Source organism: Lewinella cohaerens DSM 23179, from assembly GCF_000379805.1.
Lineage (GTDB): Bacteria > Bacteroidota > Bacteroidia > Chitinophagales > Saprospiraceae > Lewinella > Lewinella cohaerens.
In genome coordinates, this window is the sequence record NZ_KB903537.1 from 154,379 (window position 1) to 167,619 (window position 13,241).

Genomic DNA, 13,241 nt, shown 5'->3' on the forward strand with positions numbered 1-13,241 from the left:
GAAACCCAGCAGCTTTTTTAATCCCTCAAGAAATTACTCCACTGCTCGCTTCGCTTCTGNAAGTTGAGATGTTGCTGCACTCCTGGTGGGAGATTAAGTAAAAACTCTCGCAAAGTAGGATAAACATCTTGCCGAATCCCATCGTTAGAGAGCTTAGCGACTTGATTTAACCGATTACGAGTCGTGGACCAATCGTCTTTGAGAACAGCCAAAACAGCTTCTACTGCTGTCGGCCAACGATACTGTGAGAGGTACTGCTGCATATCCTTGACGGGTTGCTGCGCGTCTTCCCAACTACCGGTGTATAGCAAAATGTATACATAGTCTCCGGCCGTACGGTTAAACTCAAAACTGTGATTCAGTAAAGAATCTTTGGGGAGCATGCCTACCTCATTGAGTGCCATTGAAGATTCATACCATTCTTTGGCACTTTGGTACGCCGACCAATAAGTCTCGTTGAGAAAATCTATATTTCCTTCTAAATCAGCTTCCTCAAAATAAACAATACTCTCTCTGAAGTCTTGCTTGTCTGTTCGATAGGTATTATACAGCTGTAACACAGCTTGAGCCTGGGCAACTTCCCCGCGAGCCAAAGCCCCTACTTCTTCTAAAATGAGATTTTCAACGCCGCTGTATCCATAGGTTTCCAAAAGAGAATAATAATCGAGGTACGCTTCTTTTCTCTCTCCAAGTATCAATTTGGCATTCGCCAGTTCCATGGTGAGATAAGGGGACTCCACGGTGGCATATCTCTGTTTGGCAGCAATCAACTCTGCCTTGACATCACTTGCATTCCGAGCATTCGACTTTAATTTGACCAAAGCTTCTTCGGCCAAGATATTGAGGTATGTTTCCTGGTAACCAATGTTTTCAGGACTAAGAGCAAGTAACTGTTCGGCTCCTTTGCGACCTCGACCAACACTTACTGCTGCTTTTGTTGTCTTGTCTTTACGCAATTCTAATTGCTGTAAATAGTAGTTGAAAAGAATATAATCCTCCAGACTGCTTTCTTCTTGCTGTGTTTTCTCCCAACGATCGCCATAAAAGCGGACGGCTTCATCGTAGAATGCCTGCCGCTTGCCGTCGGTATCCAATGCTGGATGCTCTGTGTTTACCTGATAATACATCAAGAGCAATTCTTCCTGGACAGGAGCTGAAAAATCTTGTATTTCATCAGCAAAACGAGGTGCCGATGCAGGCGACACCGGATCTGGCAAGGATTGCATAAGGGCTGTAAGGCGTTGAAAAAGAATTTCATTCTGAAGATGAATATCCCTCCGGTCCCAATTTGCATATTCTTCGAGTAGGGCTAAAACTTCGCCATTAAGCAGGGCGTCAACAACCCTTTCCCTTTGCCCTTCTTGCCAATCGAGCAGCAGGTGTAACATTTCCAGGCGCTTCAACCGGGGTTGTAATCGCGTTGCTTTACGTAAGGCCACCTCTGCAGCCTGGTCATCTTTCTGCCCTAACCTAAAATAGGTTTGCTCAATCCAAATATTAATCATTGCGAGCGTATCAGAGGAAACAGGACGAATCTGGCTGGTTCCCTTCCGAAAATGCAAAGAACTGGCTTTATCAAAAAGTGCGGTAGCTACCTGTTTGTCACTACTTAGCCAAGCCTGATCCACGTAATATTCCCCCCAATTCTGGCGGATTCTCGCGATTTCTCGTGTTTTGAGTAACTCGAAATTGGCTTCTTCCTGAAAATTGACCCCTTTTTCCAGCTCCCATTCTTCAATACGATTACGAAATGGTTGATTATCTTTTGAAGAAAGTTGTTCGAGGTAACGGTCTTTTCCCGAATTGGCGAAATAGTAATTGATTTCTGGCGTAAACAATGGCCATATTCCTACCTGCCCATTCGCAAAGTAGGTATACAGGTAGTTGCCTTTCGGCGAAAAAGCCATTTGCCTGATCCCTCCAATGGAAAGCTCAAAAATCTCACTTTGAGTTCTCAAATCCCATATACTTACAGAGGAACTTCCCCTTTCGTATTTTCCTTCTGATGGAATTAAATCTTCCCCCATTGCTGCCAGGTAATGGCCATCAGAAGACAGTTTCATTTCTCTGACTACTTGCTTCCGGACACCTCTCAGTATAGAAATTGGCTTACCTGTATCAATGTCCCAAGCACGAGCGTATTCCAACTCATTGCCATTAAAGAAGTACTCACCATCATCCATAAGGTGAATTTCATACAATAGGTTTGCGTCCCCTCCTGTCCATGCATAATAATTTTCGGGGTCACCCATCGTGTATTTCAAAGCTGCATTGCCGGCCGTAACCTCTAACAGCTGAGGAGCAGCTCCTTTTTGTACATACAGTAGTTCATCTCCTCCATTGATCCAGGTTCCGCGGGCAGCACCTACACCAGTTTCATTAAGAGAAAAAGTGGTCGACTGGTAAATGCTTCTTGCCTCAGTATCTCGATTAGTCCGAACCTCATAGACGCCCTGGTGGCTAAGAATATACAGCAATTGATCATTTGTTGGATGAAAAAGAACAGTGCCAAGGTCATAATCACTGATACTACTAGCGTATTTTTTTAGTGTTTGAGTAGTGACATCATAAAGGTTTACGTCGTATTCTCGGTCGAGAATAGCCAAATAACGACTATTGGCGGACCATGCCCAATCCATAATTTCCCCCTCTATTTCCATGTTAATGGTATCCGTTGATGCGGCTAGAGGAAACAACGTAAACCTATCCTGAGCGGGAGCAATCGCCAAATACTTCTCGTTTGGAGAAAAAAGAACATGGGCAATATCTTCTTCTGAAAAGGCAAATTCAAATAATAATTCCCTGCCTTTCATGTCATGCACCATCAGATGGTTATACAGATCATGTGCACCTCCTTCTTCAACCACAGCAAGGATCCTTTCGCTATCCGACCAGGCTAATTGGTCATAACGATTGGGGGCCACCTTAACCTTAGGCAAGTAAAAATAAGATGCCAAGCCCCCTCCTTCCGGATTTAACGCTTCACTTAAGTTCTTAAAAATGACTTCCTTTAATTCGGCATCGTAGGCAGGCTGTAGATTCAAGTACCGATCAAGCTCTTGGGGAATCGCTGAATAAGTAGAAAGTGCCAAACTACCAGAACGTGGGTGCCAGTCCAGATCGTGAATTTGAGACTCCATCGTTAGCAAGGTGTCAAATTGGGCATTCATGGTGGCATTCAATCGCCAAAACCCAACTTCATTGTTTGTATTACCAACGGCCAAAAAACCACCACTAGTTCCCCCAGAATAAGCAAGACTAAGATGAAAACCTTTCACGCGGTCAAGTATCTGTAAAGGCTGATATTTTCCTTCTCGCCCGGAGAGCTCCCATACAATGGTTTTACTATCATCACCAGCAGAAGCAAAATGAGTATCATCAAGCCATAGCACATCTCGTATCCAGTCCGTGTGATTAGATAAGCGTTCGGTAACTCTTTTCCTCTCCCAATCATATATCACTAAGCTATTGTCATCTGACCCTACAACTAAAAACCGTCCATTCGATGACCAATCAACGGCACGTAGATAATCATTGGTAATTTTTATTTCAAAGAGTTTATTCAACTCAATATCATAAACGATGAGTTGGCCAATATCATTAACGATTGCCAAGAGTTTACCATCTGGCGACCAAACCAAATCGCGGGAGGTTTCCCCTAGGTCTTCACTTTGAACAATGGTCATCGTAGACACATCCCAGATCAACAACTGATTATCAGAACCTACTGTCGCCAGAAAATTGCTATTAGGTAAAGCCTCAGAAAGGCCGGGGTGCCAGGCAATACTGAATATCTCTATCCCAGAAAGGTCGAAACTGGTTATTTTTTCCTCATCTACTATCTCCAGTTTGGTGCCTTTTACGTAAGCCAAGAAATTACCATCCGGCGACCAATCAGTTTGTGTGATACTTCCTTCTTCCAGTGCTGAGTTCCCCGGAGCCAAACGCCCCATTTGCAGGTCTGGTTCTTCCGGGACGATATAATTAGCAGGAGGCTCTTTGGCCAAAACCATATTGTCATTCCCTTCTACCGTATTATAATTACCGCGCCATGCAAAACGGTCGACCCCATTGGGTAAGGTCGTTGGTATCCGCTCATCAGCAGTAATGCGATAAAAAGTATTGCTATTCGTAACAAGACCTATCTCTTCACCAGAATCAGTATAACGTGCCTGATAGACCCAGTCATCAAAAGTCAGCCTGTTGACCACTTGCCCTGTGGTATCCCAGAAAACCAACTGATTGTCATCTCCTCCACTGATAATAGTATGCCCTTCAGGGTGCCAATCTACCGTGCGGACATAATCGGTATGCCCTCTTCGGCGATGGACAATCTCGCCGGTATTTACTTGCCATATAACCACGTACCCTTGATCGTCACAAGACACGAAACGAGTAGCATCCGGCGACCAAGCCAAATCCCTGACCCAATCATCATGCCCACCTGAATAAGTACGCCGAGGAGAAATTTCTTCTTTTGCATACAGATAGATAACATTGTCAAAAGTAGACACCATAAGCTCATCTGCTACCACGGGCGACCACCGTACTGTACTTGCCGTATTCAATAAACTTAGGCTTCGATCTGTTAATATCCATCCTTGAGGTGAATCCTTAAGGAAATTCACGGAGGCTCCCCCATTGATAAAAGCCAAAATATTGCTTTCTAAATTCCAGTTTAAATCGGAGATATCATATTCTGAAATATCTTCATCGAAGACGACCTCTCCACTTTCCTGAAAGATAATTATACGGCCATTGTCCATTCCTACAGCTAACCATTGACCATCAGGCGACCAATCTACGGTTACCATTCGGGAATAAGCCAATTGTTCTTCGTCATAGCTGTAATCGTACAGCCCTTCGTCAGGGTCATAATCGATATATTCCAGCAATTGATTATTCAATAGGCGGTGCATCATTTTCCGAACCTCATGGTGCGTACTATCTACATAATTGTAAACAAAATCTGTTAACCAACGTGCTTCTTCCCTGCCGATATCAGTGCCTTGATTATAATAATTATTTGCCAGACGCAGGTAATTAGTTACCAAAGCGTCGCGTGTCATTCTTTCGTTAATGACAAGCTGCTGGTCTACTTTCTTGCGTTCTCTACGCAGGTCGTCTGTTCGTTTTTGTAGCGCATTAAGCGTTGCTTGTTGCTCTTCGACCAGGTTGTTAAGGCTTTCATTTTGCGCTCCAAATATTTTAATAATCTGATCACTTAAAGCATCAAGATCATCTCTATGTTCCGGGCATTTATCACAAGCTTCTAGTGCTTTCAGTTGCCCGTAAGCCAATCCGCCTTTTTCGATGGATAAATAATATCTGGTACTATCCAGGATTTTCTGAAAATCCTGGCAAAGTAGTTCTTCGTCACAAGGTTCAAATGCTCCGTAGGCTGCGTTCTGACTGTAAGAAAACAAGCCCGCGCTCAAGAAGCCGATAAACAGGATTATTTTCAATTGCATTTTCCTTCTGTTTTCTTAGTTTTCACTTGCGTATTCAGCCGATCAAGCCTATTGTTTTCTATTATGTACGCCCTCGAAACTTCTTCCTTTCCGTCCGTACCATAAGCTTCGATAAGGAATTTTGCTTTCGCTAAATTGTCTTCTGCTGAATCGCAATAATTGGCGATAATAAGCCGGCGAGCATCCACGAGATACTCCTTACAAAGAATCAGATTTTTTTCTGCCCTTTCACTTTGTGCTGTTTTCAAGCTGGTCACGGCCCATAGCCCCGTCGCTACGGCGAGCACCATCAAGACCGCTGATATCCAGGCCAGCCGTTTCGCTTTAAGCTCATTGCGTTCTGCTATATTTTTGGCCTCCAGAGCTTGTTGTCGCTGATCTTCTGCTTTGGTTCGGGCCTCATCTGCTATTTTCTGGGCTTTTTTGGCTTCTCCTTCAGCTACTTGCGCCCGTGCCCTCTCCTCTTCGGCTTCCGCCATAGCAGCTTCTGCTTTGTACTGTAGCCCTTCTGCCGTTTTTCTTTTACGCTCCTCTTCTTCCAGTTGTTCTTTTAGTCGATCTGCTTCCCCAGCATCAAAGACTGCTTTGGATTTCAATACAGGGGTAATGAGGCGGTCGTGTGTCAACTCATAAGTTACGCCACCACGAAGGAAAGGCTCAGTCCGCAATAGGCCATTAAAGACCAATGCATTCAGGGTTTCTGCCTCAATGCCAAATCGTTCCTTGATCTGGGCTTGGTGCATACTCAGACGCATCCCTCCGTTGCCTACTTTTTGCACCAGGTTGTCTTCAATAAAACGCTTAACGGTCTCTTCTTGCTCATCTGGTAAATCATCAATACGGTCGCGGTAATAGATGTCGACGATCTCCTCCATCCCATTACCAAACTCATCATTTTTAGTTGTAGAAACCAATAGGTCGGAAATCTCGATCGACTTCTTCTGCGGGTCTTTAATAATGAGTCGTTCGAAATAAGAACACAGCATTTGGAGAAGTATCCCTTCTATTTTCCCCTCTTGGGTTAGAAAGTCAAGAATTTCTTCCTGGATTTCCGGGGCATAAGAGAAAGGAGGAGTGTCGTAATCACCTTCTTTTTCTGCTGCTGGCCCTACGATAGCACTGCGAGCGCCTTCCCGTTCGAGCGCATCCAGTTCCAGTGTATTTTGCAAAATATCGGGCAAAGCTGGCGACAAGCGTTCCAATAAATGGAAGCGATTGGAACGGATAGCAATAACAATTTTGATATCCAGTCTTTGGAAGACCGAATCCCGCTGCGCATGCCCTTCTAATTCTTTCTTTTGTTTAAGTTGGTCGCGGTATCGTTGTGGCAAACTTGTTTTCAACAACTCTGATAAGCTATTTTCATAAAGTTCGATTTCCTTTTTCGGGTACGTAAAAAGTTCTTCAAACTGGTCGAAAACAAAAAGCAGTTTAGGCCTTTTGGTGTTAATAGAAAATGTCTTGGTGTAGTACCACAAAGAATTATCCCACTGAACTAAATCATCAAGAATCGTCTTATCCAGATTGGCCGGGTTTTCTGCGATGGCCTGTACGGTACTCCGCAGCGGCGTATTGGTACTTTGCGGTGTCCAGGCTCCAAGGCGGACATTGATCAGGTGGTAGCCCTGCTCCTCCATCTTGGGTAGTACTGCTGCATTAAGCAAACTACTTTTTCCGTACCCGGAACGGCCGTACAAAACGGTCAGTTGTTTGTCTTCAATCAATCTGCGTAATCGATGAGCTTCGGGTTTCCGTCCGTAAAACAAGTGGGCCTGATCAGCGGAAAAAGGTTTTGGCCCTGGGTAACGTTTACTTTTGCTCATCGACCAGGGCTTTAAGGTTAGCAAACTGCATGCTCAAAAAAGAAGTCAATTTGGCTTCTTCTACCTGAAATTTATCATAGGTAATCAGATTGATATTGTAGTTACGGTGAGCCGAACGGTAGTTGCTGGCTCCGAGCGTCAGGTCACCGAAATATTCGCTGTACTTTGCAGGTTCTGACAAGTATTTAACGGATAATTCTTCAAGAACACTCAGGCTTTGCTCGTGATGCCCAGCCTTCAGCAGGGTCAAAAACTGTTCGGCATCACGATCAAAGTTAGCGGTTGCAGCTCCTCCTGTCACTTCTTTCAATTGGTTGGCATCCGCACAACGCTGGTGCAATTGATCAATAAAGTCCAGACTCTTGTTATCATAAAATTTAAGTTTATAAAGGTCTTCATAAACTATTTTCTGATCCCAAAACCGTTCTGGAAATTTCTTAAGCGCTAAAACCCGAGGCGTATCTACGTGAAAATCAAACATCCTTACCAACAGTTGCATATACCAGGATTCCAATGGCAAGCCAAGGAAAATATAGTACTTAGAGTTTTTTAGCAGGTTTTTAAAATCCGCATCCATACTCTTGGCCTCGTAGATCGACTCTAGGTAGTCAAAAAGATCATTATGCGAAATGACCATGCTTTCATCAGCCGTCATTTTTCCTCGCATATAATAAACCAAAGGGTCATTTTTCCGACCCGGCACAAAATCCTTCGGCTTCTTTTTCTTGTTATAAAAATCGGTATGAAAAGCAAAATCTTCGCCATAAGCCTCTTCAATCAAGGTATTGGGGCTGAGGGTTACAATGGTAGAAAAAGGGATTTCTGCCAGCTTGCGTAAAACACTTTTGGCTTCAGCCAACTCTTCTTTATGCTCCTTGAAGAAGTCGCGGTAATACGACATAAAATTCCATAAGCTCTCATTCTTATCTCGGTCATTGAGCATAAAGAACTTATCGTCTCTATAGAATTTATCAATGAAAGGTGCCATTTCTTCACTGCTCTTATCTTGAAGGTATTTGCACAAGGCATCCTCCAGAGAATCGTAGCCAGGAAAGGGTAATATCCCTGGACCGACAAAAAGTAAGGTCTCTTCCTTATTCAATCGGTCTAACAAATACTCCCACTGCCTATCAGGCAAATTAAAGGCGGGGCTTTTGGCATTATCGACATTAGTATCCCCCATTAGCTATTTTCTGATTCATTAATATGGGCCATAAAAGGTAAACTTAAGCACAGTGCGGATAGCAAAATAAGGATAAGTTAACGATTCCCAAAAATTGAGTCAGTCTTTCCTTAATTTGGCAGCTGCAAACTAACTTAACCGTACCCATTGAAAGCTTTAAATCACCGCAGTGCTCCATTTTTAGGATTTTACCTGATGGTACTCTTGCCAGTGCTATTCATTTGGTTCTATTTTGGAAAGGGGCAGGTCCACTTGTTCATCAACCATTATCATTCTCCTTTTTTTGATCACTTTTTCTATTGGATCACTAAATTGGGAGAACCCCTCATTGCTTGTACGGTAATAGTAGGCTTATTGTTCTTCAAATATCGCTATAGTCTGATATTGGGACTGAATATTGGTATTTGTGCCCTGACGGTAAGCATCCTCAAGGCTATTGTTATAAATGACATGCGCCCTTTCAAATTTTTTCAATACTTCAACGCGCCACTCCATTTTGTGGAAGGCGTGAGGTTGCACGAATACAATACCTTTCCTTCCGGCCATACCACACTGGCCTTTAGTTTCTTTTTTCTGCTCAGTGTGTTTTGCAAAAAGCCGTGGTTATCTATTGTGTTTTTTGTACTGGCGCTACTGGTCGGCTATTCCCGTATGTACTTGTCGATGCATTTCCTAGCGGATGTGTGGGTAGGGTCTATTTTAGGGATAAGCATAGCTATTAGCGTATACCAACTGGTGACGCACCATCGGTGGTTTACAAGTAAGGCATGGTGGGATGGAAAATTATTAAAGAACAAATAACGCTTCATTGAATCTTCTAAAAAATATTTCTACCACAAAAAGCTTACTCCTCCTGGCCCTGCTAGCGGCTGTGATCTTCTTGCCCTATTTGGGTAGTGTACATCTTTTTGACTGGGACGAGATCAACTTTGCGGAAGCAGCGCGTGAAATGCTGGCTACGGGCGAGTATTCTTACGTACAGATCAACTATCAGCCTTTTCAGGAGAAGCCCCCCTTGTTTTTCTGGATGCAAGTTCTAAGTATGAAGGCTTTTGGCGTGAATGAGTTTGCAGCTCGCCTGCCCAATGCGCTCTGTGGTATCTTGAGTTTGATGACCTTATTCATGATGGGTACCCGCTGGCATGATCGGCGCTTGGGCTGGTGGTGGGCTGGGCTATATGCGGCCTCTCTCCTCCCCCATTTTTACTTCAAATCGGGGATCATTGACCCTTGGTTCAACTTCTTCATTTTCACGGGCATCTATTTCCTCATTCGGACACATCAGGAGCCGCTCCGTGGGGTGCGCCTGATGGCCCTGAGTGGGTTATTTATCGGCTTGGGGATCATGACGAAAGGGCCGGTGGCTTTGCTTATTTTCGGGCTTGTTTACTTCATTTATTGGGCAAGCAATCGCTTTAAGGGCTTGCTGCATTGGTCACAGATTATCAGCTTTACGGGTAGCCTCCTGGCGGTAGGTGCCTCCTGGTTTTTGGTCGAAGTAGCCAGGGGCCGCGGCGAAGTCGTCCTTGATTTTATCGTCTATCAGATTCGTTTATTACAAACACAGGATGCTGGCCATGGTGGGCCTTTCTATTATCATTTTATCGTTTTACTTCTGGGGTGTTTCCCTGCCTCGCTTTTCTTTTTGTATGCTTATCGCAAACCAGTGGCCAAAGAAGAAGTGGGCAAATGGATGAAGATTTTATTTTGGGTGGTACNCTTGCTCTTTTCGCTGGTTCGCACCAAAATTGTTCATTATTCTTCGCTGTGCTATTTCCCCCTCACCTACCTGGGCGCACTGGGCCTTTGGTATTGGCAGAAAAGCAAGGCCTCTTTCCCCGCTTGGCTCAAATGGAGCATTGGCTTTATAGGTACGGTTTTAGGGCTACTTTTCACTGCCTTGCCTCTGGTAGATCGTTACAAAATGGCCATCATCGAAAGCGGCATAATCAAGGACCGCTTTGCGGTAGCCAATCTCCAAGCCGACGTTTATTGGGGTGGATGGGAATGGTTGCTAGGGATTTTGTTCTGGTTGGGAATAATGATCAGTCTATGGTTGCTTGGCCGTTCACGAAAGGCTATTTTCGGGCTTTTAGTCACTTGCTTGCTCGGATTGGAACTGCTTAGTTTGGTTTACATACCAAAGGTGGAACAGTATAGCCAGGGAGCTGCTATTCGTTTTTACGAAAGTAAGCAACAGGAAGATTGCTATTTGCTGACGGTTGGTTTCAAAAGCTACGCCCACTTATTTTATGGTCGCAAACCGCCTCCCACAAATCCTCGGCACGCCGACAAAGAGTGGTTACTTTCGGGCAAAGCAGATAAAGCCGTTTATGTTATTACAAAAAACATCCGCAAGGAAGAACAGTTGAATTGGCACCCACAGCTGCGGGTGCTTTACGAGCAAAATGGTTTTGTTTTTATGCAGGTCGAGGCTTTATAGCCCCCCAAAGTCACTCCCCAAAACGAACTCACACCTCCTTCCTTTGGTTGCTAAACAATGGGTGGTCATTGGCCGTACAGCAGCCGGTTCCCGTAAATTGTTTATATTTCTGTCAAGCTTATAGTCGATAAAACTTAAATAATTGATCGGAAATCACCACAGACAATGGTCAGCGGTGACCCTCTAACACAGTTTATTTTATCTTACTTCAGCTATTTTATGAGCCAACCTACAACAGCTAGCAATATTCAATTGCTCTCCTTTGACATTGACAATACGCTAATCGATCTTCGGAGCCTCAATGGAAATTTTCCCGCTATCTGGGAAAAATACCGTGGTCTGCATAATACCCTCCTTACCTACAATACCGGCCGACTTTATAGAGATGTCCTCAACCTGATAAAAAAAGGAGTGCTTCCCGAGCCCCACTTCATCATCAGCGGAGTAGGTACGCACATCTATGATTTTAAGCAGGGAGCAGTACTAAAAGAGTTCAACGAAATATTGGATGAAGGGTGGGATTTAGAATTAGTAGAGAAAACGGTCGCTTCGCTCCCTTTCCCTATTGAGATACAGCCTCGCAAATATCAGCATGGTTACAAACGCAGCTACTTCTTTCATGGCGCTGAGCCTCCGCAATTACGCCAAGCTGAAAAAGCATTTGCTGCTGCCGGCCTCGATATTAATTTGGTCTATTCTGGCGACAAATACTTTGACATCCTCCCCAAATGGGCCAATAAAGGCAACGCCTTGCAATGGTTGCTCAAACACCTTGAACTCAGCACAGCCCAAACCTTGGTCGCTGGCGACAGTGGCAACGATGCCGCTATGTTTGAACTAGAAGGTATCCAGGGCATTGCCGTAAGCAACGCCAGAGAAGAGCTTTATCACATCACCAAATACCTCCAGGTCTACCACGCAGAACACCCCCGAGACACCGGAGTAGTAGAAGGTTTGGTCTTTTATAAAATCCTACCCGAAGAAGCACTCGAAGAGGTACAAACGCTCACGCCTGTTCCTGAAGCGCACTTTCTACGGCAGCAAACCGACCATCCTATTCATCATCAAGATACTAAGTATGAGTTGATCCTGGAAGGTTACCATCAGGCGGTCGCAGCCTTGAAGAAAAACATTTCCCCACTCGGTTTTCTTGCCTGCCCCATTGAATACAACGAAGCCGAAGGCACCGACGAGAACTACCACTCTGTCTGGGCACGCGATGGGGCCATCACCGTTATTGGTTCGCTGAGTTTAGTCAATGACCCCGAGATTCACCAGTGCCAACGGCAAACACTCATTACGCTATTAGACAACATCTCCATTAATGGCCAAATTCCGGCCAACGTCCGTTTGTCTGACCAAAGCCCGGATTATTCTGGCGTGGGTGGCATTTGTTCTATTGATAGTGGATTGTGGGTAATCATTGCCTTCCACGATTATATCCGTGCTACCAGTGATATTGATTTTCTAAAAGAACATTTTGCGGATTTACAACGAGCAATGGACTGGCTCAGTGCCCACGATTCCAATAATGACGCACTTCTGGAAATCCCTGAAGCCGGTGACTGGACCGACCTCTTCGGTCGTAGCTACCACGTTCTTTACGACGAAGTACTGTGGTACCGAGCCAATGTCTGCTTTGGCCGTCTGCTAGAGATCCTGGGGGACCACAGCAAAGCGGGTGATTATATAAGGTGGTCACAGGTTATCCGTAAAGAAATTGTTACAAATTTCTGGCCGAGCACCCAACAAGAAACGAAGCAACGATTTGATTTTGCCGACCAGCAGTATTCCCTGGGAGATACCAAGTACCTCCTTGCCCAAATTACGCCTTTTGATTTCAGCTGGCGCTGTGATAGTTACGGCAATATCCTGGCCTACCTCTACAATGTAATTGACCCCGAAAAAGCTCATAAGTCGCTTCGCTTTATGCTTGGGGTCGGTATGAATGACCCCTTCCCCATCCGCAATGTCTATCCTGAAGTAAGCCCTGGCGACCCGGATTGGCGGGCCTACTACACTGTCAATCTATTGAACCTGCCCAACCACTACCACAATGGTGGCATTTGGCCATTTATCGGTGCTTTCTGGGTGCAGTTTATCGAAAAGCTCGGACAACATGAGATGGCCATGAGTGAACTCTATAAACTAGCGCTCATCAACAAGGCAGGCATTAGCGGCGATTGGGAGTTTACCGAATGGGCACATGGCAAAACAGGTAATCCTATGGGTAAAGTCTACCAAGCATGGTCGGCCGCTCAATACATCGCTGCTTGCCATCAACTCAAGATCATCTAATTCCTTCTGCCCCATCCCCTACC

6 protein-coding genes are annotated in these 13,241 nt (G+C 44.8%); 3 read left to right on the plus strand and 3 right to left on the minus strand.

Translation table 11 applies throughout. From position 1 onward, the window contains the following. Window positions 1-17: 17 nt before the first annotated feature. The 3 genes from A3EU_RS0108030 to A3EU_RS0108040 are packed head-to-tail and all read right to left on the minus strand — an operon-like array spanning window position 18 to window position 8,477. Window positions 18-5,471 carry a WD40 domain-containing protein gene (locus A3EU_RS0108030; RefSeq protein ID WP_020535629.1) on the minus strand — a complete coding sequence of 1,818 codons (5,454 nt, stop codon included), beginning with the start codon at window positions 5,469-5,471 and terminating at the stop codon, window positions 18-20. Beyond that, a complete protein-coding gene (locus tag A3EU_RS0108035; RefSeq protein WP_020535630.1) occupies window positions 5,462-7,294 on the minus strand; it encodes an nSTAND1 domain-containing NTPase in 1,833 nt (610 codons plus the stop codon). Before A3EU_RS0108035 ends, A3EU_RS0108030 begins: the two co-directional genes overlap by 10 nt. After that, on the minus strand, window positions 7,281-8,477 hold the full coding sequence (locus tag A3EU_RS0108040; RefSeq protein ID WP_020535631.1) for an SIR2 family protein: 1,197 nt from the start codon (window positions 8,475-8,477) through the stop codon (window positions 7,281-7,283). Before A3EU_RS0108040 ends, A3EU_RS0108035 begins: the two co-directional genes overlap by 14 nt. 147 nt (window positions 8,478-8,624) lie before the next feature. On the opposite strand from A3EU_RS0108040, the gene A3EU_RS29780 reads away from it, so the two are divergent. The 3 genes from A3EU_RS29780 to A3EU_RS0108055 all read left to right on the plus strand — a co-directional run bounded on the left by A3EU_RS29780 (window position 8,625) and on the right by A3EU_RS0108055 (window position 13,218). Beyond that, on the plus strand, window positions 8,625-9,278 hold the full coding sequence (locus A3EU_RS29780) for a phosphatase PAP2 family protein (RefSeq protein WP_020535632.1): 654 nt from the start codon (window positions 8,625-8,627) through the stop codon (window positions 9,276-9,278). 148 nt (window positions 9,279-9,426) lie between these two features. After that, window positions 9,427-10,920 (plus strand): ArnT family glycosyltransferase, encoded by a 1,494-nt coding sequence (locus tag A3EU_RS0108050; RefSeq protein ID WP_425412659.1) that lies wholly within the window; start codon window positions 9,427-9,429, stop codon window positions 10,918-10,920. A 219-nt stretch (window positions 10,921-11,139) separates the two neighbouring features. After that, window positions 11,140-13,218 (plus strand): HAD-IIB family hydrolase, encoded by a 2,079-nt coding sequence (locus A3EU_RS0108055; RefSeq protein ID WP_026211291.1) that lies wholly within the window; start codon window positions 11,140-11,142, stop codon window positions 13,216-13,218. Window positions 13,219-13,241: the final 23 nt, after the last annotated feature.

Bases quoted from the DNA above. Each gene is read 5' to 3' on its own strand.
- A3EU_RS0108035 (WP_020535630.1), bottom strand. From the start codon at position 7,294: ATGAGCAAAAGTAAACGTTACCCAGGGCCAAAACCTTTTTCCGCTGAT.
- A3EU_RS0108040 (WP_020535631.1), bottom strand. From the start codon at position 8,477: ATGGGGGATACTAATGTCGATAATGCCAAAAGCCCCGCCTTTAATTTG.
- A3EU_RS0108055 (WP_026211291.1), top strand. From the start codon at position 11,140: ATGAGCCAACCTACAACAGCTAGCAATATTCAATTGCTCTCCTTTGAC.